The sequence below is a fragment of the Phytohabitans aurantiacus genome (assembly GCF_027923225.1).
Taxonomy (GTDB): domain Bacteria; phylum Actinomycetota; class Actinomycetes; order Mycobacteriales; family Micromonosporaceae; genus Phytohabitans; species Phytohabitans aurantiacus.
In genome coordinates this window covers 78,298-103,940 of the sequence record NZ_BSDI01000029.1, presented here as the reverse complement: position 1 = coordinate 103,940, position 25,643 = coordinate 78,298, and the positions used below count along the sequence as shown (strand labels likewise).

Sequence of the window (25,643 nt, the reverse complement as noted above, 5' to 3'; positions counted from 1 at the left end):
GAGCGGTCGTTGTGGCAAATTCGTTCAACTAGCCTCCCGGCGCCCGGGTAGGTCGCCCGCAAGCGGGCAAGATCCGCCTCGGTAACGCCACATTCAACCCATACAGGCTCATCTGTTGACTCGGTCATCACGCATCGAACCTCCGCTCCACATTTAATACTAAGACCCTAGGCTAGTTCTAATCCCCAGGCGTGGCAGCAATGATTCACACGCAGCAGGGCAAGGAGCTACCGGGGTCAGGTGGTAAGGCGTCCCCGGCGCGAAATGAACTGACTCAATCACCGCATTCGTCATCGGGTCACCTGCCTCAAAGGCGTCACTGATGCAACCGATTTCAGCACATCCAAGATGGTGACCTCCTGCGTTCTGAATTGCCGTATATGCATCGTAGTCCACGTCCTCGATACCACGGTTCATGTTATGTGAGAAATAACCAGTTGGGTTGTCCATCGTGGTCAGCCTCGACACGACATCGATTGTCAGCGACCTCTGATCCAGCGAATCTGCATACGCCTTAAGCTCAGGGGAGCAATTGTGGACGAGTACTGGAGTCTCGCCGACGACCACATAGTACGTGTGGACGGTCTTGACAGTCAGGTCGCGCATGGTCTGGGCGCCGCGGTAGTTGTGGACCGCGTCGACTGAGGCTTGACCGTGGGCTGTGCGTAGAACCTCATGCGGACGAAGTTCGGCGGCGTCGATCCAGGCTTGCCGGGTTTCGCTCCAGAAGGGGTGGTGCTGGGTGGTCTCGAGGGTGGTGAGTTGCCCTGTCTCGGTGCGGATGGTCAGGTCGGTGAGTTCGGTGTCTGCGTTGATGTGGAGGTCTGTGACTCGTTCGTTGGTTGTGGTTCTGGTTTCGGGGTTGTGGGCGCGGACTTTGTCGCCTTCGGCTACGTCCTTGATGGGTTTGTTGGTGCCGTCGGCCATGAGGACCGGCGTGTCTGGGTCGAAGCTGTGTTTGCAGGCTGACTTGCCAGGGTTGGGTCCTGGGCCGCCGCCGCCCTTCTTGGTGGGCGCCGGTGGTGTGGTGGGCTTTGGCGCAGTCTGTTTGGTGGTGTTGCCGGTGGCGCGTCTTTCGGCTTTTTCGCGGGCGATTTCGGCGATGTCGTCGGTTGAGGCGGCTACCGACCCGGCGTTGTCGGATTTGACGCTTTTACCGACAAGAGATTTGACCCTGCTCACGCCCGCTTCGGCAAGACCCCGACAGAAGTTTTTGAACTTGCAGGCCAGGTCGACGCCGGGGATGAAGGAGACGGCGGAGACGGCGGCGCCGGTGTAGTCCTTTTCGGAGAGGTAGTAGATGCCGTTGGCCGCGTCGCAGACGACGCCGACGACGGGGATCAGCCCGCAGTAGTCGAGTCCTTCATGGACGTTCTTGCTGTTGACTGCGGGCGCTTCCTTCGGCCGCTTTTTCTCAAGGCTGTTCTTACACCCGTAGCCCCACGCCTCATATGCGCAGGGATTCATTTCGGGGTCGTTGTATTCGGGTTGGATGAGGCCGGAGGGGTCGCTGCCGGTGGTGGGGTTGTTTCCGGCGTAGGTGTAGGGGTGGAGGTGTTGGGGGTTGCCGGGGTTGAGGATGGGGTCGACGGAGATGAACCGGCCGGTGGTGGGGTCGTATTCGCGGGCGCCGAGGTGGGTGAGGCCGGTGGGGTCTTGGTAGCCGCCGACGAAGCCGAGTTTGTTGGGCCAGGTGGTGGCGGTGCCGCGTGGTTTGCCGTAGGGGGTTTGGCGGCGCCAGGTGACGGTTTGGTTGGTGTCGGCGGTGATGGCGACCTGGTTGGTGCCTTGGTGGTCGGCGGCGAGCCAGGTGAGTGCGGTGGGGGTGCGTTGGGCGATGGTTTCGCCGTTGAAGGTGTAGTAGCGGGTGGCGGTGACCTGGCCGGCGGAGTTGGCCAGGCGTAGTTCCATGCCGGGCAGGTGGAGGGTGGCGCCGGTGGGGTCTTTGGAGATGAGCCGGTTGCCGTCGGCGTCGTAGACGTAGGCGTTGGTGCCTGCGGTGTCGTTCAGGGTGGTGAGGTGGCCTTCGGGGTCCCAGGTGAGGGTTTGCTGCCCGTTGGGTCCTGGCCGGGTCAGGGTGTTGCCGGCGGTGTCGTAGGTGTAGGTGCCGGTGGTGGTGCCGTTGTTGTCTTGGCGGCTGTAGCTGGTCAGGGTGTGGGGCTGGTTGGCGCCGTTGCCGTCGTAGGTGTATGTGGTGGTGACGTCCCCGGTTGGGGTGGCGTGTTCGGTGTAGGACAGTTGGCTGCCGATACGCCCGTCCGGGTCCGTCGCTGTGCCGAAGTCCCAGCTGTGCCAGTAGGGTGCCGGCCCGCCGAGACCTGTGGCGGTTGGTGTGGCGTTGCAGTCGGCGGTGGCCGGTGTCCATGCCTGCGTGAGGCGGCGTTGGTGGTCGTAGGTGAAGCATTGGGTTTCAGGGGTGACGGCGTTGTCATCGATCTTGGTGATGTTGCCGGCGGGGTCGTATTCGTAGCTGGCGTTGGAGACGTAGTTGTTCTTGATGATCGGGCGTCGTTTGATCCGACCGGTGCCCTCGTCGTAGTACTGGCCGGTCTGCACTGATGGGGCGCCGGTCAAGGCGGTGGCCCGTGTGGTTAGGTTCGCTTCGAACAGGTTGGTGTAGACGGCCTCGACGACGTAGTGGCTGGCGCCGGCGTAGTTGGTGGCCAGCCTCTCCGGCACGGCGTGAGCGGAGTCGTAGCCGTAGGTGAGGGTTTCGGCGCTGAGCCCACCCGCCGCGGGCAGGGTGATGGTGTTGGGTGAGCCGTCGGCGCGGTAGGTGGCGCGGAAGGTGTAGGTGCCGGCGAGATTGCCTTCGACGCCGGGGATGGTGGTGCGGGTTTGGGTGGGCCGGTATTGGGCGTCGACGGTGACGGTTTCGGTCTTGTACTCGTTACCGCTGATCCAGCGTGACGCGGATTTCAGCAGGCCCTTGGCGGGGGTGTCGTATACCCATTCGGCGCGGATCGGGCCGGTGATGGACCCTTCGCGCACGCTGGTTGGACGACCCAGACGGTCGTAGGTGTAGGCCAGGTCGACAACATTGGGTCGGGAGTCTGAGATGGTCTCCAGCTCGCCGTAGTTGTTGTAGGTCATGGTGGCGGTCCCGGCGTCCGGGTCGCTCACCACCTTCTGGCGGCCCTGGATGTCGTACTCGTAGGACCAGGTGTTGCCGGACGGGTCGATGACCGTGGCAAGCTGGCCGGCGGGGTGGTAGGTGTAGCGGGTTTCGTCGTAGCCGCCGGTGGGTGTGGGGCCGTGATGTTGCCACAGTTTGGTGGTGTTGCCGCGGGCGTCGGCCCACACGGTGGTGGCGATACCACCGGCCGGTGGGGTGATGGTGGTGTGGTCGCCGTGGTAGGTGGTTGAGGTCCGCCACTTCTCGATCTGGATGCCGGCTGGGGATGCGAGCAGGATCGAGTGGGTGGGCCTACCGGCCGCGTCGAACAGGGTGCGGCTTTGGCTGGGCATGTCGGCGTCGTAGCCGAGGTACAGGACGGTTTCGGCGGTACCGGAGTTGTAGTAGGCGGCGTTGCTCTTGTAGACCCGGCCGGCGGAGTCGTAGAACGAGTCGGTGATGATCCGACCGCCGCCGTAAGCCGGCTGCTGTGTCTGGCGGGGCCGGCCGAGGGCGTCGATGAGTTCGTAGCTGGTGTGGTAGCCACCCAGTGCGTTGAGCGTGCGGGTGGTGATGGCCCACGGTGTGGTGGTGGAACCAACCTGGACGTAGGGGGTGTAGGCGTAGCCGGTGGAGGGGTCGTTCGGGAACGTGGCCTTGGCGCGGCCGGGTAGCCAGACACCTGTGGTGCGGCCGATGGCGTCGTAGGCGATCTCGGTGACCCGCAGGTTGGGGTCGGTGGTCTTGACCGGGACGCCCCAGGCCGGGTCGAGTTCGACGGTTTGGGTCCACGCCAGCGGGTTGGTGGTGACGGCTTGGGTCACCGGCCCCCCGGTCGCGGGGGTGTAGGTGGTGGTGGTTTTCTCCCCGGCGATGTCGGTCGTCTCGGTGACGCGGCCGTATACGTCGTATTTGCTGGTGCCTACCGTCTGGTAGAGCCGGTTGCCGCCGTTCCAGTCTTTGACGGTCTGGATGGTAGTGATGCTGCCTTTGCTGGGCGTCGCCCCGTAGGCGAGGTTGTCGAGAGTGAACAGGGTGTCGCCGGTGACCTGGGCGCCCGCGGTGGGGGCGGTGTTGCAGTCGTCGGCCCAGCCATGGACGCGTTTGACGGGGGTGAGCAGCCAGTTGCTGCCGGCGGTGTTTCGGACGTACTCGGTGGCGGTGCAGCGGTCGTCGACGGCTGTAGCGTCGTCGCCGAGGTCGTCGACCTTTGTGGCCATGCCGTAGCTGTCGTACGTGGTCTTGGTCGTGGCACGCCGCCACGCCCCACCGTCCAAAGCGGTGCGGGTCTGTACGGTCTGCGTCCGGGCGTACCGGGCCTCGACAGCCGGGGTTCCGGACCGGGTAGCCGTTGGCGGGTCTGACCGCCATGGGTCGCTGACCGCAGCGGACAGCACCGAGCTGCCCAGCCAGGTGATCTGCTCGCGTGGCATGCCGGCGAAGTGTTCGTGGTCGGTGACGGCGGCGCCTTCGAGCCCTTGGACGGTGACCGTGCGGGTGCCGCCGCCGTCGAGTTTGTCGCCGTGCATGCCGCGGAAGTACAGGGTTTCGGTCTTGGTCTCCTCGGCACCCTCGCCGACCTTGGTGACGACGGACGGGTAGCCGCGCCACTGCCCCCAGCTCTTGCGATCCTCTGGGACGAGGCCGTCATCGTCGTCGTAGTGCCACAGCGGCAGGTTGCTCGGATTCTTGTACTCGTAGCGGGTCAGCAGCCTATGGGCGCCGCCGGTGTGGTCGATCTGCTGTACCTGGGTGACCACATACTTGTGGAAGTAGTCGGTCAACGGATCGGTGTAGGCCGGTGGTGTCCACCGGACCGGGAAACAGCGCATCCGGTTGTTGTCCACCGCCGCCGGCAGGTTCGACCCGGCAACGCACTCACGGCCGCTGTAGCTGACATGGATCTCACCGGCCATCTCGGTGACGATCTTGTTGACACGCCACCAGTTCATAGCGAGGGCCCAGTCCGAGCCGGCGGCATCGACTCGGTTGCTCATCTGGATTCCGCCGAATGTGACCTCCGGCAACGTGACTGTGCTGCCGTTGAGGCCGCGGTGCGTGATTCCCTCCAGCCACAGCCCCGCGCGGGTGCCGTCGCCCGGGTCCGGGAAGGAATGCCGCAGCGTCCACGAGTCGACGTTCTGATAGGAGGACGTGGCCGCTTTCCACACCTTCGTCGTCACCACGGACAGGCGGTTGGCGGACCAGAACGTCGGTGCCGCGTTCAGGCACGGGTTCGTGCTGGCCGTACACTCCTGATCCCAAGGTGTGTCCGGCCAAGTGGTCTCGTTCTTGGTCGCACAGTTGGATGTGGACAGGCATCGGTTGCCGTATGAGAATTCGACCCGGCCGGGCGTGTTCTCCACATAGGGCGACGCGGCAGCGTACTCGTTGTCGTCCCGGTTGTCGCTGCCGTAATCGATGCGGGTCAGGTGACTGCCACGGTGGTAGCCCACCGGTGTGGTGGTGTCGATGTTCAGGGCGTAGTGGTTGGTCTCCCGGGCCCACCACAGCGACATGGTGTTGCCGTGCACATCCTGGACATAGTCCAGGTTCCACCGCCTGGCCTGGTTCTTGCCGCCACAGCGGGACGCCGCGAACGTCGAAGCGTGGCACGGCTCGTTGGGGTTGTTGCCGAACACCGGAACGCTCAGCACCGAGTCGGTGGTCGGCCGACCAGCCGACCAGCCCGGCAGCCGGTGACGGCCGAACCAGTACTGGGTGCCGTCCGCGGTGGTGACCTTCCAGTACTCGCCGTCGTTGTCGCCGTTGTCGAAAGTGTGGTTCAGCCGTTCGATCTTCGACCCGTCTTCGCGGCGCGGATGCCACCGACCGCTCCCGTCCTGAAGCAACTCGATCGACGATCCACCGAGTGACAGGATTGCGTTGTCGGTCGCCCAGCACAGGTCGCCGGTCTTCGTGGTGTTGTTGGCGTTGCCGCCCATGTCCTCGGCGCACGCCTTGTAACGACGCTCGATGAACCCCGGCTCGTACGCGAAACCCTCCCCGATCTGACCCGGCTGGTTATTCGTCGCCGCATGCCGGCCATCCACACTCTGCGACGCATACGACAGCCCCACACTCGGCGCGGGACCACCCACACCCGGCGGAACACGCATCGGATACGACCACGAGAACCCACCCGTACCCCCACCATGGCCCCACGTCGAAGACGGAGCCAAACTGGACGCCGCATAATCCCCAGCTCCACCGGACGGCCCCGCCGCCAACGCCACCAAAGTGCCCGAACTCGACGCGGTCACCGGCACGGCCAGCACATCAGCGGACACCGTCGCCGACCGCGTGTCATTGCGGGAAACGAGCTCGACGGGGACGCAGCCCGGACCGCCCTTGCCTGTCAGGCCACACTCGGGCAGCCGCAAAAGCCGCAGCCGGGAAGCCCAATCAGCCCCGTACGCATACCGAAAGGAGGAGTAGTCCACCTGCACATTCAGCGGCCCGGCCGCAGCCGCCTCATCGGTACGGCCCACCCGCAGCAACAGCCCAGCGACTCCGGCGGCTCGAGCCTGTGCCTGCGACAGCACCTGCACCCGTGCCGCCTTCGGCGCAGCGCCAGCAACGCGAGCCTGGCCGGCACCCACAGCGGGGCCAACGCGAACCGGCAGCGATCCAGCCCTTACTGTGTCACTGGTTGACCCGCCGACGACAGAAGCGGGCACGGTCACATCAGCCATGCCCGGCGTCGGCCACGCCGGCGCAGGCCGCACCTTAGACGCGGCCGCTTCGGCCGGATCAGGGCCGGACCTGGTACCCGTCGCCCTCGTACCACCGACCGACTTGTACCGCTGCGACTCCAGAGCCAGCGGAGGCGCCGCTTGCGCAGTAGCGGCCACCTGCGGCACCAGCCCACCAACCAGCACGGCCACGACGACAAATGCCATCGCCCGGGAACCCCGTGCCCGAACCCTGGCCGCGACCCGCCGCCAACGCCATCCACTCACCGACCGGCCGACTACCTCACTGCGCCTACTACTGGCCACGCGTGCCTCCCTTTTCGCAGAAGGGAATGGACGGCGACCGATTCACGGCCACCGGAAAGATACAAGACGACCGTTGTCGTCTAGGCCTGTGCCACCACATTGACGATTTGCTCGGGTGTTAGCGCGCCTTGCCAGATTTGGACCCGGTCAATCGCACCGGCTACGGCATCGCCGGTGTCGGCACGGCCGATCCGCAGTGGCCCCGGCGCGGCCCACCCCGGCGGCACACCGCTCGCTGTGCCTGCGGGTTGCCCGTTGACGTAGAGGCGAAGCTGCGCCTTGTCCGCGTCGTAGACGCCTGCAAGATGTACCCAGGTATCCAACGTGGGTGTACCGGTCCACTTCACGGTGGAGTACGTCGGTGCCGGGCTGATCTGGTCCGCCGACGGCCGCACTAGTGCCCAACTCGCCGGCGCATTGTCCTGTCGCTGCAGGTAGAAGGCGCAGCGCAGGATCCCACACTGCGACAGCACGGTCGGGAAGTTGCTCAACGCTGTTGGCTTGACCCAAGCCGCCACCGTGTGCGACTGATCCGTGCGAAGCACCGAGCTGCTGGTCTGCGCCAACGCTGTTGCCCCACCATCCAAACACAACGCCTTGGTGAAGCTATAACCCTCACACCAACCAGCACCCGGCGCCGCGCTCAACGTGACCGGACGCTGATAACCCGACAGGTCGGATTCCTCACGGGGTTCCTCGTCGTCGTAGTCGTCCATCTCCCAGTGCCCTACCAGGACCGGCTCTCGCAGTGGCACCAGATCAATGTCCGGGTCAAGTACACGCTGCCACACGCGCACGTCGTCGATGTCGCCGGTGAAATGGTTCGTCTGCACGCCCTGCCAGTGCACCCGTCCTACTTGCATGACACCTGTCGACGCCCACGACGACGCCACCGTCTCGGTGTCCTGCAGCACACCGTTGACATACAGGCGGATTTGCCGAGCACCCGGGTCATACACGCCCGCGACGTGCTGCCACACCCCGGGCGGGGCCGGTGACAGCGACTGGGCGCCGACCACCGCTGGCGTACCGTCCTTGGAGAAGAGGTAGAAGAACCAGTAGCCGTTCGCGTCGCGCTGTAGCTTGAACGGCCCATTGCTCGTCGTGCCGGACTGGGACACCACCGCTCCCCAGGTGCCAGAGCTCGTCGGTCGCGCCCACGCTGACACAGAGAAACTTGTCGAGGTGTCCAGCACCGACGCCGTAGTGGCCGCGTAATCGTTGACGCCGTCGAAGCTCACCGCTCGGTCGACACCGGCGCTCTCGTGGCTGCCCAGAATCCGCCCGCCCGCCCGCGTACCCCCGCTGATCGTGGCCTCCGGCCCGCCGACCACCGCGCTGGCAAGCGTCGTACCGGACGATTCATTCATCTCCCACGCCGCGGCCGGTCCTGCTGGGTCAGCGACCAGGAAGACGTAGTCGTAAGGCGCGGACGAGTTGCCGGCCTGGTCTCGTGACCGGACCGTCAACACGTTCTCCTTCCGATGCATCGGCGTAACCCACACCGTCGCCGACCCACCCAGCGTCCCGGCCGTGACAGTCATCTCCGGCCCGTCGTTGAGCTTGTAGACGTAGTCATACACGTCAGGCTCACCGTTAGCGGCCAGTGTGAACCGCCCCGACAGCCCAACACCACCATGCTCCGGACTGTTCGGGTCGTCCGGCTGCGCCTCCGGATACAGGCCGTCCGCAGTGGAAACGCCGGGTACGGCACCCGGCGGTGTGCCATCAACGTCGAACTCGCACCACGCTGACCAATCAGAATCGCCGCCAAGGGTGTCGCTCGTACGTACCTGCCACCGCAGCCGGTCACCGCCGGACACGCCCGAGCTGATATACAGTTCCGCCTTCGACCCGTGCGGGACACCGCTGTCGGTCTTCGGCCACCCCGACATTGCCACCCACGCGGACCCGTTCCATTTCTGCAGCGCGAACGCGCCGGACAACAGGCCGCCGTTACCAGCATCCGGATCCGTCAACGTCGCCTTCAGCCACGGCTTGACAGACCGCACCAGCGGCCGCCCCGCCCCAGACACACACGCCTGCGCCGGCGCCGAATGGTCGGCGTGCGTGGTCAACTGTGCCGCCGAGGGCGTATTTGGATCCGAGTTGTACTCCACCGACAGCTTCGTCGCCCCCGCGCTGAACTTCTTCCACCACGACGTCGTCGACTCCGACGACCCGTCCGACTGCCGCGCCGACAACGCCAGCGTGTAGTTCCCCTGCCCCGCCGCCGCCTGAATGTCAGTCTTCAACGCGGCGGGCGCGAACTCCATCGGCATGTCAAGCTGCGGATCGTCATCACAGCCCTCTCCGCCAGAAGGCTTGTGCGCATGCCCTTTCCGCTCCTGCAACCACAACTGCAGGTTCGGGCCATCCCACGACTGCTTGCCCGACGACCCTAGATCCGCACTCCGCCACAGATTCACCTCCGTGGCCGCGCACGACCACGAGTGCGTCAGCGTCGTCAGGAACTTCGCCGACCGAATCGACTTACCCGCAAGACCCGACAGGTTGAACGCAAAGAACGACCGAAAGATACCGCTGCCATCGGGACTGTTGCCGACCCGAACCGCCCCGTCATCGCGGGTCGCGTTCTCCGACCCCGCGTACCCCCACCACAGCTTGTTGATCGTCGTCCAGGGATCGATGACCACCGGGTACGCCGTATCAGCCCCACGCAACAACGCGGCGTCAGGAGCGATCACCAAGTCGCTCCCCTCCACCGTGGTCGGCAACTCCGCCTTGCGCGCCATATCGGGAACCGAACGCAATACCGAATCATCGTCATCCGCCGTACCAGCGGCAGCCGACCGACCAGACGCGCCGACGGCCGGTAGCCCGGAGGAGTCCCACATCAGTGCCTCACCCGCGGACACCGCCACCGCGCCAGCACTGTCAACGACCTCGAACCCACCATCCGCACGGCCACGCACCGACACACCCGACGCCGACAGCCTGAACCGCAACGAATCCAGCGCCTGATTCTGGGCCGCTTCCCGGTTATGCACCACCAGCACCCACGACAAGCCATCGACCAACGCCCGCGCGCGAAGGTCGATACCCGGCAGCACTTGCTCATAGACCGCGGTGTCACCCTCCAACCGTGGAACCGGCAACACCTGCGGCCACGACAGCGACACTTGCCCGCCACCCACCAGCCACGTCGCGAGAGGCGCCGAGCCGCCGGCAGAGAACCGCACATCCGCCAATGTCGCGACCGGCGCCACAACACCGCCCTCGGCAGTCCGCAGCTTGGTGTCAATCTGTCGCCAGACACCGCCAACCCTGTTCGTCCAACGTGGAACCGAGTACGACTCGTGCACCAACGTTCCCTGCGGCGTCGCGATTGTCCGGGCCGCCTCGGCACGCGAACCGGCCACCTCCACAGCTCGCCCCGACGCCACCGCGGCAGCCAACGCTTCGGTCTCCGGCGTCTCCCGTACCTCAACCGGATCCGGCAGCGCATCGAAAACAGGCGCGGCGCCCGCAGGTGGAGCACCACCCAACGCCGCCATCAGCACCGCCACCACGGTCGCTCCAGCCACCTGCCGCCACATCCGCGCCACCTCGTCCCCCGCAACGATCAAGGCCGCACGGACAGTAAGGAGTCCAACACTCCTATGTCAACACTTCGACAAATTCCTACTCAGCGTTATGGATCTTATGCATCCCATCAGGGCAGCGGCCTGCAGTGGACTACAGAGAGACAGGATCCAGGCAAGGAAGTTGATCATCCATATTAGACGGTCACAATGCGGGCATAGCTACCCGACAAGGAGTTCCACCAGCGAGACGGTGCAAAGCCACTGTATTGGCCAACCGGCCGTCGAAGACGTTCCCTTGTATCAGCCGACATACAACCCACCAGCCCGTGTCTCGGACGAGCCCAGTCACAGAAGGCGGCTGGTCCATGCCTTTGCCAGCCACGGCCGAGGATGCGCCGCGACGTCCTTACGCGCGTACCCGACGGCAGACTCATGCGGCTTGTTCAACCTCGTTCCGAATGTCGACAAGCTCGGCGCTGGTGGCGGAGGTCCGATCGTAGAAGTAGACAAGACCGAGGCTGCCCGGGTGGGCCCAGCCGCAGACCACGACGGAGATGCCGTTCGACTCCGCGACGCCACACTTGGCGACCCCGCCCAGAGGGCCAGGATCAACCGGCTGGATACCGGTCACCTTGAAAGCCAACGTGAACATCTCGTCGAGTTTCACGGCCGGGGAGTCAACGGTACCGGCAGCGGCACCAACCGCGACCAGGTTCGCCTTCTCCCGGCTGCCGTAGTGGCCGCTGACGACGCCGGTAAGTTTCGGCAGACGCTGCTTCATGCCAACAATCAGCAACTCGTCGAACTGTCGATGCCCTCTATCGAAACTCTTCTCACGCCCGACGAGAGTCTGCGGCGTGACCACCCGACGCTCCGCCTGCGCGGGCGACGGCGTCGACTGCTGGCCGACGCGCTCCGAATCTTCCGGTGACGCGTACACCATCACCGACGCTATGCCGCCCGCCACCACAACGACGACCGCCGCCACGAGCAGGATCCGGCCCCACCGACGACTCCGCGACGCACGAGGCGAAGCTGACGGTTCGACTGAATCGGTCACGTTCGGCTCACTCGACGGCGACGACATCGATGCTCCAGGAAACAGTAATCGGGCATGGCTGAGGGAGACTACTGCACCGAAGCTACGCACCCGCAAACAGCGAGGCCAGCTCCCGTCGTACCTCTCACAGCATGGCCTGCGTCCCGGTGTCCCTGATGGAAAGACCACGAAATGCTCTCGTCTCCACGGCGCGCAGGCGCATCTGGCCCGGCGCTTGCCACCCACGACGAACCGCAGCCAGCCGCAAGAACTCTCAAGTCGTGATCGTGGGCTGTCCAATCCGGACAGCGCGCGGACCGCCGGCCGCCGCCATAGCCGATGACAGCACGCCCCTCCGGCAGCCGCAGGTCACTCTTCCTGGTGAGTTCCTCGGACCGCAGCCATGGGTCCGATCGCAGACGGGTACTGGCTGTATTGGTTCCCATCTCCCCCATCGAGGTGATCGACGTGCCGGTCCCCGCTACCAGCACTGCGCTCGAGCCCGACGTTGACCCGTTCGCCATGTGGCTAGCCCAGCCGCCGATCCGGTCGCGGCCACGTGGCCGGCGTCCACGACACAGTGATGTCGGCATACGCTTCGCGTTCTACGGACGGACCTCAACCGGCCGGTTCCAGGACCCGGCATCCTCGCGGCAGTGGCAGCTGGACAGCGCCACTCACTTCATCGGCGGCCACGGCCACATCAGCACCGAGTTCTTCGACATCGGCCACTCCCGCCGGATTCCCTGGCACCAACGTCCACAAGCCGCCGCACTACTTGACGCGGCCGCCCGCCCGGACCGCGACTTCGACGCGGTCGTGATCGGCGAGTTCGAACGCGCCTTCGACCGCGGCCAGGCCCGACCCACCATCGCCCTGCTACACGCCTACGGAATCACGGTGTGGATGGCCGAGTTCGACGGCCCAGTCGACCTGACCAACCCGGCACACCAGGCCCTGCTGCTACTACTCGGCCGCCAGGCCGAACGAGAGGTCCTACGCTCCCGCTGGCGCACCAGCGCGGCAATGCGCGCCCAGGCCCTCACACAGGGCCGGCACCTGGGCGGCCGCCCACCATACGGATACCGTCTGGTCGACGCCGGACCACACCCGAACGCACAACACGCCCGGGTGGGGACGACGCCTGCATCGCTTGGACCCGGACCCGACAACCGCACCCCACGTGCAATGGATCTTCGACCAACGCGTGGCCGGGGCCAGCACCGCCAGCATCGCCCGCACCCTCAACCAACGCGGCATCCCCTCCCCCGCCGCGCACGACCCCACCCGCAACCCCCACCGCCACCAACCTGTGTGGACGGTACGCACCATCGCGGCGATCCTCGCCAGCCCTCGCTACACCGGCCGGCAGGTCTGGAACCGGCAGCGCACCGACCACCACGAAACCGTGCCCGGCGACAAACGCACCAGCCTCGGCAAGACCCGCGCCTGGAACCCCAAATCTGAATGGGTCGTCTCCGCCAAGCCGGCGCACCCCGCCCTGGTGAGCGACGCCGACTTCCGCACCGCCCAACACGTCCGCGCGACCGCAGCCCCACACGACGACCAACCCCGCGTCTACGCGCTCACCGGCCTGCTGATCTGCCAAACCTGCGGACGGCGGCTGCAACCGCACTGGGTACACGGCCACCCCGGCTACAGATGCAGGCACGGCAGGACCAGCGCCCACCCGCCCAACAACCATCCCCGCTGGGTGTACTGGCCAGAACGCCGGCTCCTCACCGAGACCCTCGCCGCGCTCACCGACACCGACCCGCTCCCCGGCCTCACCGGCGTGGCCGACCTGGCCGGCTACCTGCGCGCACGGGACGCCGTCATCATCTGCGCGACCACCACCCTGACCATCGATGACCCCACCGAACCCGCATCAACGGCCATCGCAGCGCAGACGACTCCGGACACACTGCCGGCGACAGCTACGCAGCCCAGCAACACCCAGCGCGGTCCCAACCATCGACAGGAGCGTCCTTCGACGGCACAGGACGCGCCGAACGAGCGACACCGGACAGCGGTGATCGGACGGCAGAAACAGCGAACCCCACCGCCACCATCACGAAACGTGAATAGTTTTGGTGGGGTTTAACGTGTCCGAGGGGGGACTCGGCCACACACCCCAAGCACATCCGCTGGGAAACGGTGTGCATGCGTAGATGATAGCTGCCGCAGACCATCAGAGCAGCTCCCCGAAAGCGTGACGGGACATGGCTTGCACTAGGCCTCCCACGTCTGCAGCCGGACTGCTCCACAACAGCCGATGACTACGACTCTCCACTACTGAGTTCGAAGGACCCGCTACCGCCTGGTGTCTGTAGCCACTCTCGAACGAGTGATTGGCGAGGCCGAAGCCGTGACAGATCCCTATTTTCATCAGCCGTTGCGGCATCTCCTCGATGGCCACATTGGAGAGGCACATGCCGGTAATCGGCGCCGGCCAGCTTGTATGACAAAGAGCAGTGTCCTCGCGCCTCACGCACCACGCGGCACGCAGGAAAGTGGCGCTCGGACGTGCGATACATGCCCGGTGCGCACGTAGGCGCCGGCCCCGATGTGGCCTTCGGCGGACCCGGCCTAAACCGCCCGGCCGAGATTGGTCCGCCACGAGACGGGATGTCGCGTTCTGGACAATGAGGACGGATCGTGTAGCCCATGTATTGACCGCGACGCTGGTGCGCGACAATTGTCGGGCCCATGACCGCTGCGCCGCCACAGGCCCCGGATGCCCCTAGCGCTGACGCTACGGCGGACGGCACAGGGAGCTTGGGAAGGGTTGGCGACACGCGGGTGGTCGTCGCCGTAAACGATCAACCGTGGACCCTCAGGATCGACACCCTGGCAGTGTCGGTTGGTGCCGACGGCATGGGCATACTCGCGGCTGAGGTCGCGACGTGGTTGCCTCCAGCCGTCTGGGACGGAGTCGACTTCGCGAAGATCCTGCCCGATCAACCCGCATTCTTCGATGTACCGGAGGGTCACCTGCCGGCCAGCGCTCTTCGGCGGATCATTGTGGCGACGGGGCGGAATCCGGGCCAGGCGCCGGCCGCCGCCGACCGCAAACACCGACTCGACGCGATTGGACGCGCGACCTCGGCGATCGTTCGGAGCGCCGCCCGGATGGGCGGCCGCGCGCTCGGCCTGCCGCTACTCGGTACGGGTGCGATCGGCCTGTCGCCCCATGACGTGGCGGCAGTCGCTGTGCCGGCGGCGCGGGCGGCGCTGCGCAGTGTCGCGCCGCGCCTGGAGAAGTTGGCGTTTGTCTGCCGGGACGAGGCCACCAGACGGGCGATCGAGCAGGTTTGGGAGTACGAGGAACTGTTGGTCCAAGCGCGCGAGCAGGCGCTGGCGAACAAGGCCATCCTGGCCGAGGCGGACCCGGTCGGGCTCGGCGAGGACGACCTCCGGCGCGTGCTGGACGACGACGCGGTGGCGTGGCAGCCGTGCCTAGGTCAGCTGGCGGAGCTGCGCCGGATCGACGCGGAGCGGGAGGACCTGCGGGCGTACCTAGTGGCAACGCTCGACAGCGAGTACGAACTGTTGCGACATGACATAGATGCCGGCTCGGCAGAGCGATCGTCTCGTGGGCACCGCAGCCGTGAGTGGCTCAGAGATACGCAAAGCAATATCGACCGCATCCTCGCGGAAAACCGAGAGTGGCACCAACTCACCCGCCAGCGTGCAGACGCCATGAAGAACCTGCACCGCGCCCTCGTCGAGAGCATGTTTTTTCAGCTTCGGCTAGCCATCAATGAGCGGCTCCAACTGCGCGCGCTCACGCAGGACCGCCGGGCACGGTATCGGGAAACGCTGACGAAGGTGCCTACCGGTGACCTGCGCGCCGATCCCGAGATGGCGACCCTCGTATCGACCACGGCGGGGACAGAGCTAGAGGAGCTAACCGCTCTGGACCGCACGTTGCGGGTGAGCGTCGGCGTCGCCGGACCGCGCGGCTGTGGGAAGAGCACTCTGCTCAAGAGCAGAGCGCTATGGGAAAAGCCAGGCATCGCGGGCGGCGGTGTGCGCATCTTCCTGCAGGCGCCCGCGAGTTACGCGCCACGGGAGTTCCTCACCTATCTGTACAGCCTCGTATGTGAGGAGGTGCTGAAGGGCACGTCGGCCGAGTTCCGTCCCGGATCAGATCCGTCACCACCTGCCCGGTTGCGGGCTGCGAGCCTGCTCAGCCTGGTTCTGTTGCCGGCCCTGACGTTTGCTACCGGTCTCGCGATCCTGGCGTCGGTAGCCGCCCGTACCCCCATGACACCGCCGACGCTCGTCGCCTTGGGCGGCGCCGTAGTCGTCGCCGCGTCGGTAGCTCTGCTGCTCCTGGGCGTACTCAAACGTCTGTTCGCGCCGCGCAGGCCTACAGCCGGGCCGGACCATCACAAGTATCTGGTGGAGGTCGCACTGCTGGCGCTTTTTGGTCGCCTATCGGCGAGCCTGCCCGGAGCTGGACGGCTCCTGGCCGTGGCGGCCGCGTGCGGCGCCGTCGCGGTCGGGGCCGCGGACCGGATCACGCCACGCCAGATAGCAGGTGCGATCCTGCTCGCGGCGGCTGCGGGATCAGCGGTCTATTGGATCCCGCGGCGGGGCCGACGCCGGCTGCCGCCCGTCCAGGCCGGGACGAGCGAGCCCGGCGGACATGCCACGGTACTGCGCGCCGCGCGCGGCGTGTGTCTTGTCATAGCGGTGTCGGCTGCGCAGTTGGTTGCTGTGGCGGCGGGCACGGCGCTGCTGGTGGTGCCGGCCACCACGGCCAACGTGGACGTGCGGCTCGTCGTGGGTGGGATGCTCGCGGCCGGCGGCTGCGCCGCCCTGCTGGTTGGAAGCCAGTGGCACCAGCACCTGGCACAGGTAATGCAGCGTCCGGGGCCGACGGACGCCTACGTCGCCCAGGCCGTACGAGATCTCCGGCGGCTGCGCTACCAGCGATCGGTGATGTCGGGTTGGACCGGGGCGGCCAAGGTCGGCACGAACGGCTGGTTGCCCTTCGGGATGGACCTCGGCGCGAGCGGCAGCACCACCGAGGCAGACATGCCGCTCGTTGTGCCCGAGATCGTTGACGGTATCAAGAGGCTGCTCCCGGCCCGCGGTCCTGCAGTTGTCGCCATCGACGAGCTCGACAAGATCGAGTCAGTCGACAAGGCCCGGGATTTCCTCAACGAGATCAAAGGCATCTTGGAGGCGAAGGACACCCGGTTCCTGGTATCCATGTCCGAGGATGCCATCGCCAGCTTCGAACGGCGTGGCCTGCCTTTCCGCGATGTCTTCGACAGCGCCTTCGACGAGGTCGTACGCGTGCCGTACTTGAACGCGGAACAAGCGCGCACGCTCCTCAACGGGCGCATCACCGGCGTACCGGAGCCGTACCTCGCGCTCGCCTATTGCCAATCCGGCGGCCTTCCCCGTGACCTGATCCGCGCGACCGATCGCATGATCTCCCTGGCCGGGTCCGGCGAGGCCGGCTCGCCGCTGGCGGCGATCGCCCGTGACACGATCCACCGCGACCTCAACGGCAAGCGAGACGCCGTAACCGCCGCCATCAAGTCGATGCTCGTCGAGCCTGACGTGTCCGCTGTGCTGAGCTCCGTACAGAACCTTGACGTCTGCGAACCGCTCGGCCCGCGCCGCCAGCCCTGTCTGCTCGACGAGCACTGGCTCGAGCCACTCAGCCAGCTCGACCCGATCTTGCACGACGGTGCTGTACAAGACGTGCCCGAGCGCCGCGAACTGCTGCGACTCACCGTGGAATTGGTGGGCTACTTCTACTACTGCCGCACACTGCTGGAATTGTTCGATGTAGACAACGACATCACGACCGACCGCCTCATCCATGCCGTCAACGACGACAGAGGGCGAGCCCTGGATGTGCTGACGCGCGCACGGCAGACCTTCGCGGTCAACCCATTCGTCGCCTGGAACCAACTGAGCACGATGCGGACCGAGCTGGGGCTGGCGCAGTGGGAACTGCCTACCCCGCTCTGCGTCGGCGGCCACCGTCTGAACCCGCCGAGCCAAGGCCACAACTGATCCGCCGCTGGCCAGCTCAATCTGCTTCGCCTGGCTCGCCATCACTCGCCATCGCCCAGCACGCGACGCCGGAGGATCGAAGCAACACGAGACGAGGTCTGGCGAGCAGAAATACCCGAGGATGATCAGCCACCCGTGCGGGGGTGTCATTGCCGCCGGTAGGCCAGCGGCGAACACATGGAACGCGTCCAAACGATAAAACGCCGAACACGGCCGAAGCCGGCCCACGCGCACGACCGCCAGGACCGGCCATCAGCTGCATCGCTAAATCGACGGTCTTGCATGTGCTTGATCCGTTGACGTCAGCCGTGACAGCAACCGACGCGCACCGCCAGGCCCAACTTGGCACCAAGACCGCGCTCCAGGCTGGCGCGCAGGTGAACGTCGAACCTGTATAGGATACAACCATGAGCGCCGATTTCGCTAGGGTCCTTAAAGGCCTTATGCAGAACCGTCGGCTATCGGCCAGAGCCGTCAGCCGGGCTTCTGGTCGGGCCGAGTCGACTGTCAATCAACTACTTACGGGTAAGCTCCAACCAACGCACGATATCCTTCGGGACCTCGCGCCTGTACTGCAATTAGACGCAGCCGACCTATTTGTCATCGCGAACCTTTCCATAGATTCTGAAACGGCCGCGCGAGAGCCATATCATGCAACCGTAGAGATAGGCCAACTCGTTGCTACTGCCAGCTTCTTGACTCCCGCAGAGGTCAAGCTATTAGTTCAATCCGCCAGGGCTCTCAGAGGCGACAACCAAGAAGATCGCGGAGGCACCCCGTCAGGGCGTAGCAATCCGCCAGCTTAACCGAATGATACTGGCACCATAGCCTGCGGGATCACCGATGCACCAGCCTGAATGCAGTTCAGTGACCCCGCAGGCATCTAGCCAGGAATAATCACGCTAGCGACTAGTTGAATTCGAAGGGATCCCATTGTGCATTGTTAAGGTTGAATCCATTCCGACCCAAGGAATCGCGTATGACGCCTTCGGTGGACACACCTGGCCGATAGTGACCTGAGAAGTTATCGAATCGATTGATCACTCCACCCGGGCCCACGTCGAACGTACCAGCAGCCAGTACACCCTTACCCCGCGAGAGGCTTGTGTGACCAGCGCCCGGTGCGATCTCCCAGATACTTTCATGGAAAGTCCGAACTGACTTATCTGGCATGACCACAAAATGATGGGTTCCCTCCGCCAGATTCGTACCGTTCCTCGTCCATGAACTCATGGGAATCCAGTCTTGAGGGCTATCATCCGCACCATTTCGACCAGGATGCAGGAGACCGTCACCGCAGTTGTGGACGAGGACCGGGGTTTTGCCGGCGATCACATAGTAGGTGTGGATGTCACGGACTGTCAGGTTGTGTACTGTCGCAATGGCTCCGTACACCAATATATCGACCACTCGTACGCGGCTACCGTCGGGCCGGAGCAGTTCGTCGCCAGGTTGAAGGGCTGCCGCGTCTCGCCACGTTGCAGCGGTTTCTACCCAGAATGGGTGACCGTCAGTGGCGACGATCGTTTGTGCTGGTCCATTCTTAGCAGCAACAGTGACCTGCACAAGTTCCTTGGTCCCGACGCCCTCGATGGTGGCCGCGACCTTCTTTCCGTCGGTCTCACCCGTTTCAGGATCTGTTGCGAGGACCTCATCCCCGATCACCAAGGTCTCGATCGGCTTACGTGTGCCATCCGCGAGAAGGACTAGCGTACCGGGGACGAAGCTATTCTTGCGGCAGTCGATGAGATTGCGCGCACCGCCGCGTATGCCTCCTCGGAGAGCGCCCGCTGCCGTTCTGGCGGCGCCGACGCCGGCGCCGCCGGGTATGACTACGGTTGCCACGTTTCCGACTGCCATGTAGGTGTGTTCGAAAAAGCCTTCTACATCACCCTTTGCGGCGGCGTCGACGGCTGCGCCGGCTTCGTCGACCGTCTCCTCAACCAGTTTTATGGGGCTTGACACGTACGCCACATCGAGTTCGGTCTTGTAGTCGACCATCTCTTGCATGGCGTCGCCCCAGGACTTTTCGTCGTTGGCGGCGGCGGTGACGTTGTTGTAGGCAAGTTGGGCGCCGGTGACGACGACGTCGGCAACGCTGATGATGGGGTCGATGTTGAATCTGAGCCAGCCTTTGCCGAGGCCGGAGGTGATTTTGCCGAGGAGGGTCTTCTTCGGTTTCGGCGTCGGGGCAGGGGCTTGGCCGCCGGTGGGGGGTGGCACGTATTTGCCGCCCCCGCCGCCACTTTCGGCCATGAGGCCGCTGGGGTCGCTTCTGGTGATGGGGCCGTTGTTGGCGTAGGCGTAGCCGTTCCACTGCTGCGGGTCGGCCATGTCCTGGACGGGGTCGACGGAGATGAACCGGCCCGTGGCGGGGTCGTACTCGCGGGCGCCGAGGTGGGTCAGACCGGTGTCGTCCTGGTAGCCGCCGACATAGCCGAGCTTGTTGGGCCAGGCCGGCGTGGCGCCCCGGGGTGTGCCGTAGGGCGTCTGTCGGCGTCTGGTGACGGTTTGAGTGGCGTCGGCGGTGACGGCGATCTGGCTGGTTCCTTGGTGGTCGGCCGCGAGCCAGGTCAATCCGGATGGGGTGCGCTGGGCAACGAGTTCGCCGTTGAACGTGTAGTAGCGGGTGGCGCTGACGGTGTCGGTAGCGGTAGTGAGCCGTACCTCGGTGCCCGGAAGGTAGAGAGTGGCGCCGGTCGGGTCTTTGGCGATGAGTCGGTTGCCGTCAGCGTCGTAGATGTAGCTGTTGGCACCTGCCGTGTCGGTGACGGTTTCTAGGTGGCCTTCGTTGTCCCAGGTGAGGGTCTGCTGGCCGTTGGGCCCTGGCCGCGATTCGGTGTTGCCAGCAGGGTCGTATTCGTAGCCGGTGGTGATGGTGCCGTTGTTGTCGGTTCGCGCGGTGCTGGTGAGGGTGTGTGGCTGGTTCGCGCCGTTGCCGTCGTAGGTGTAGTCGGTGGTGACGTCGCCGGCCGCGGTGGCGTGCTCGACTTGGCGTACACGGTTGCCGATGCGTCCGTTCGGGTCGTCTGCGTCGCCGAAGCTCCAGCTGTTCCAGTAGGGCGCTGGTCCGCCGAGTCCGGCAGCGGTCGGTTCTGTCGCGCAGTCCGTCGAGGCTGGCGTCCAGGCGCGGGCGAGGCGGCCGAGGTGGTCGTGGGTGAAGCATTGGGTCTCGCCGGCGCTGGCGACATCGTTGATCTTGGTGATGTTGCCGACATCGTCATAGTCATAGGTGGCGTTAGAGATGTACGAGGTGCCGACCGACTTCGTCGTTGGGCGGCGTGTAACCCGACCGGTGGCCGCGTCGTAGTACTGGCCAGACTGCAGGGAGGCCGCACCGGTCATGGCTGTGGCCCGGGTGGTCAGGTTGTGCTGGTTCAGGTTGGTGTAGACGCTGTCGATGACGTAGTAGGCCGAGCCCGCATAGTTGCTCGCCAGAGTGTCGGGCAGCGCGTACGTGTTGTCGTAGCCATAGGTGAGGGTTTCCGCCGTCAGTCCTCCGACTGCGGGCAGGACGCTGGTGTTGGGAGAGCCGTCGGCGAGGTAGCTGGCCCGGAACGTGTAGGTGCCGGCGAGTTTGCCTTGGCTGGCAGGGATGATGACCCGGGTCTGGGTGGGCCGGTAGAGGACGTCGACCGTGACGGTTTCGGTCTTGTATTCGTCGGTGCCGACCCAGCGGCTGGCCGATTTGAGCAGACCCTTGGCCGGCGTGTCGTAGACCCATTCGGCGCGTTTGGTTCCAGTGATGCTGCCATCCCGGACGGTCGCCCGGCGGCCCAGCACATCGTAGGTATAGGCCAGCGTGATGCCGCGGGCATCCTCGACTGTCTCTCGCTGGTCGAAGTCGTTGTAGCCGATTTCGGTGAGCCCCTTGTCGGGGTCGTCGACGTGGGTTTGACGGCCGCGGATGTCGTAGGTGTACGACCAGGTGTTGCCGGAGGGGTCGGTCACGGACGCGAGCCGGTCGCTGTGGTCGTAGGCGTACTTCGTTTCGTCGTAGGTGCCGGCCGGCGTCGGACTGTGGTACTGCCATAGCTTGGTGGTTCTGCCGCGAGCGTCCGTCCATACCGTTGTGGAGGTGCCGCCTTCCGGCGGTGTCGTATTCGCGTGGTCTCCGTGGTAGGTCGTGGACGTGCGCCACTTCTCCACCTGGGTACTGGCCTGCGAGGTGAACAGGATTCCGTGGGTGGGGCGGCCGGCGGCGTCGAACAAAGTTTGGGTCTGGCTCGGCATGTCCGCGTCGAAGCCAAGGTAGAGGGTCGTTCCCGCCGCACCGGAGTTGAAGTAGGGGTTGTTGGCCTTCCAGTTCCGCCCGGCGGAGTCGTAGAAGGCGTCCGTGATGACGCGTCCGCCGCCGACCGCTACCTGTTGGGTCTGCCGGCTTCGCCCGAGTGCGTCGATGAGTTCGTAGCTGGTGCGGTAGGTGCCGCGTGCGTTGATCGTCCGCGTGGTGATGCTGGATGGAACGTTGACGGTGGTCGACAGGTGATATGTGTAGCCGGTCGACGGGTCGTTGGGGAACGTCGTCCGGGCACGGCTGGGTAGCCAGACGCTTGTGGTCCGGCCGAGGGCGTCATAGGCAATCTCGGTGACGCGCAGGTTGGCGTCGGTTGACTTGACCGTGCTGCCCCAGGCTGGGTCGATTTCGACTTTGTCGGCCCACAGCAGCGGGTTGGTGGTCACGGTCTGGGTCAGTGGACCGCCGGTCGTAGGCGTGTAGTCGGTTTTGGTCATCTGGCCCGTGACATCGGTCGACTCGGTGACCCGTCCGTGGACGTCGTACTTCTTTGTGCCGACGGTCTTGTACGCGCGGTTTCCGCCGTTCCAATCCTTGATCTCTTCGGCGGTAGTGACGGCACCCTTCGTAGGCGCGGTGCCGTAGGCCAGATTGTCATAACTGTGCCGGGTGTCGCTGATCACCTGGGTGCCGGATGTGGCTGCGGTGTTGCAGTCGTCGGCCCAGCTGTGGATCCGTTTCACCGGAGTGAGGAGCCAGTTGGTGCCAACTGTGTTACGCACATACTCGGTGACGGCGCATCGGTCGTCTGCCGTCGTGGCGTCGTCGCCCAGGTCGTCGACCGCGGTAGGCATGCCGTAGGCGTCATACGTCGTGGTGGTCGTTGTGCGACGCCAGGCACCGCCGTCCAACGCTGTACGGGTGCGCACTGTCCGGTTACCCACGTACCGGGCCTCGGTAGGCGGCGTGCCAGCTCGGGTAGCGGTCGGTGGATCGGATCGCCACGGATCCGTCACGGTCGCGGATAACACAGTGGAGCCCAGCCAGGTAATCTGCTCGCGCGCCATCCCGGCGAAGTGGTCGTAGTCTGTGGTGGCGCCGCCTTCGAGCCCTTGGACGGTGGCGTTTCGGGTGCCGCCGGCGGCCAGCTTGTCGCCATGCATGCCACGGAAGTACAGCGTTTCCGTCTTGGTTTGGTCGGCGCCTTCACCGACCTTGGTGACCACAGTCGGATAGCCGCGCCATTGGCCCCAGCTCTTTCGGCTGGCCGCGACGAGGCCGTCATCGTCGTCGTAGCGCCAGAGGGGCAGGTTGTTCGGGTTCTTGTACTCGTACCGGGTCACGACGGTCTCAGCGCCGCCGGTGTGGTCGATCTGTTGGACCTCGGTCACCACATATTTGTGGAAGTAGTCGGTTACCAGGCTGGTGTAGGCGGGTGGCTCCCACCTGACGGGGAAACAGCGCTTTGCGTTGTTGTCCAGGGCTGCGGGAAGGTTCGAACCAGCGACGCACTCGGGGCCGCTGTAGGTAACGTAGATCTGGCCCCCGGTCTCGGTACGGACCGAGTTGAGGCGCCACCAGTTCATGGCCAACGCCCAGTCTGAACCGCTGGCATCGACCCGGTTGCTCATCTGGATGCGGCCGAAGGTGACCTCGGGCAGCGTGATGGTGGTGCCGTTGAGCCCGCGTTGGGTAATGCCCTCCAGCCATAGGCCGGCGCGTGTGCCGTCGCCCGGGTCGGGAAACGAGTGGCGCAGCGTCCACGAGTCCACCGGCTGGTAGGAGGAGGTGGTCGCCTTCCACACCTTCGTGGTCACGACGGATAGCCGCTTGGCTGACCAGAACGTGGGCGACCCGTTCAGACATTCGGTACTGGTGGCGGTGCACTCCTGATCCCATGGCGTGTCGGGCCAGGTGGTTGCGTTCTTGGTGCCGCAGTTGGACGACAGACACCGATCGGCCGGCGTGAAGTCCACCCGGCCGGGGGTGTTCTCGATATATGGTGAGGCGGCTGCGTATTCGTTGTTGTCGCGGTTGTCGCTGCCGTAGTCGATCCGGGTCAGGTAGCCACCGCGGTGGTAGCCGATTGGGCTGTCGGTGTCCATGTTGGCCGCGTAGTAGTTGGTCTCGCGTGTCCACCACAGCGACATGGTGTTGCCGTGCACGTCTTGGATGTAGTCCAGGTTCCACCGCCACGCCTGACTGCAGCGGGACGCGGTGAAGGTGGAGGCGCGGCACGGCTCGTCCAGGTTGTTGCCGTAGACCGGCACAGCCAACACCGAGTCGGTGGTTGGCCGGCCGGCAGACCAGCCCGGTAGCCGGTGGCGGCCAAACCAGTACTGAGTGCCGTCCGCGGTGGTGACCTTCCAGTACTCGCCGTTGTTGTCGCCGTTGTCGACGCTGCTGGCGATCTGCTCGATCTTGGAGCCGTCTTCGTCACGGGCGTGCCACTGCCCGTCGCTGCCTTTCAACAGTTCGGTGGAGGAGCCGCCGAGCGACAGCACCGCATTGTCGGTACCCCAACACAGGTCACCGGTCTCGGTGGTGTTGTTGGCGTTACCGCCGGTGTCATCGGAGCAGTTCTTGTACCGCCGCTCGATGAATCCTGGCTCCAGGTCGAAACCTTCACCGATCGGGCCCGGCTGGTTGTTCGTGGCCGCGTGCCGGCCATCCACACTCTGCGACGCGTACGAGAGGCTCAGCGTCGGGGCCGGGCCACCCACCCCGGGCGGCGTACGCAACGGATACGACCAAGTGAAGCCACCGGTGTGACCGCCATGCCCCCAGGTCGACGAAGGAGCCAGGCTCGACGCGCCATAGTCGCCGGCGCCACCCGATGGCCCGGCAGCCAACGCGAGCAGCGTTCCGGAGGATGACGCGGTGGCGGGCGAGGCCGGCACGTCCGCGGACACAGTCGCCGCTCGCACATCATTACGCGAGGCCAGTGGAACCGGCTTGCACCCCGACGTGCGTGCAGCGGTCAGCGCACATTCGGGCAGGCGCACCAGACGCAGCCGAGACGACCAGTCCGCCCCATAGGCATGCCGGAACGACGAATAGTCCACCTGGACGTTGACGGCGCCCGCTTGGCTGGCCTCGTCGGTACGTCCGACCCGAAGCAGCAACCCGTTGACACCAGCCGTTCGAGCCTTTTCCTGGGACAGCATCTGCACCCGCGCGGATACCGGTACCGAACCGGCGGCACGGCTTCGCCCGGCACCGGCGACGCCGATCCGGACCGGCAGCGAACCGGCACGAACCGCCCCGCTGAGTGATCCTGCAGCACCATTTGCCTTGGAGAGAACCACGTCGACGGTCGTGGCTGGAGGCCAACTCGGCGCGGGCCAAACCTTGTCCACGGCTTCCGTGGCAGGCATGGCCTTGCCCGGTTGCGCGTCCTTGCCCTGGACGGAGCGGTGGCGTTGTGGCTCCAGTCCAGCGAATGGCGCCTCGGCCTCCGCTGGCGCTGTTACCTGGGGAGCCAACGTCACCGTCAACGTCGCCGCAGCCGCCACGGCGATCAACCGCACGCCCCGTGACCGGAACCTGGCTACGGACCGCCCGATAAGCCTGCGTCGCCAACTGCCCACGATCTGCCTCCCCTTGCAGTAGGGCCTAACACGTACGGTGTGAACAGCTGCCACGGACGACGGGCCTTGAA

7 protein-coding genes and 1 pseudogene are annotated in these 25,643 nt (G+C 65.4%); 4 read left to right on the top strand and 4 right to left on the bottom strand.

Features of this window, described 5'->3' with window-relative positions; translation table 11 throughout:
* Positions 1-159: 159 nt before the first annotated feature.
* From QMG73_RS26110 to QMG73_RS26100, 3 genes are all read right to left on the bottom strand, one after another.
* Complete coding sequence (locus QMG73_RS26110) at positions 160-6,234, bottom strand: RHS repeat-associated core domain-containing protein (protein ID WP_281899934.1); 6,075 nt, start codon at positions 6,232-6,234, stop codon at positions 160-162.
* Positions 6,235-7,196: 962 nt separating this feature from the next.
* Entirely contained in the window at positions 7,197-10,676 is a 3,480-nt protein-coding gene (locus tag QMG73_RS26105) for a LamG domain-containing protein (RefSeq protein ID WP_281899933.1), read from the bottom strand.
* A 418-nt stretch (positions 10,677-11,094) separates the two neighbouring features.
* The gene (locus QMG73_RS26100) at positions 11,095-11,652 is read right to left on the bottom strand and encodes a hypothetical protein (RefSeq protein ID WP_281899932.1); all 558 of its coding nucleotides are present in this window, start codon (positions 11,650-11,652) and stop codon (positions 11,095-11,097) included.
* A gap of 390 nt (positions 11,653-12,042) precedes the next feature.
* Here QMG73_RS26100 and QMG73_RS46470 point away from each other — a divergent pair.
* From QMG73_RS46470 to QMG73_RS46465, 4 genes and pseudogenes are all read left to right on the top strand, one after another.
* Positions 12,043-12,684 (top strand): annotated as a pseudogene (locus QMG73_RS46470) (hypothetical protein); the annotation flags it as partial.
* Positions 12,685-12,910: 226 nt separating this feature from the next.
* The gene (locus QMG73_RS26095; protein ID WP_407676860.1) at positions 12,911-13,807 is read left to right on the top strand and encodes a recombinase family protein; all 897 of its coding nucleotides are present in this window, start codon (positions 12,911-12,913) and stop codon (positions 13,805-13,807) included.
* 698 nt (positions 13,808-14,505) lie between these two features.
* Positions 14,506-17,745: a hypothetical protein gene (locus QMG73_RS26090; RefSeq protein WP_281899929.1), complete on the top strand. Its 3,240-nt coding sequence runs from the start codon at positions 14,506-14,508 to the stop codon at positions 17,743-17,745.
* Positions 17,746-18,152: 407 nt separating this feature from the next.
* Positions 18,153-18,551: a helix-turn-helix domain-containing protein gene (locus QMG73_RS46465; RefSeq protein WP_407676859.1), complete on the top strand. Its 399-nt coding sequence runs from the start codon at positions 18,153-18,155 to the stop codon at positions 18,549-18,551.
* Between the two features lie 103 nt (positions 18,552-18,654).
* On the opposite strand, the gene QMG73_RS26085 is transcribed toward QMG73_RS46465, so the two are convergent.
* Positions 18,655-25,512, bottom strand: a complete 6,858-nt coding sequence (locus tag QMG73_RS26085; RefSeq protein WP_281899928.1) for a polymorphic toxin-type HINT domain-containing protein — start codon at positions 25,510-25,512, stop codon at positions 18,655-18,657.
* Positions 25,513-25,643: the final 131 nt, after the last annotated feature.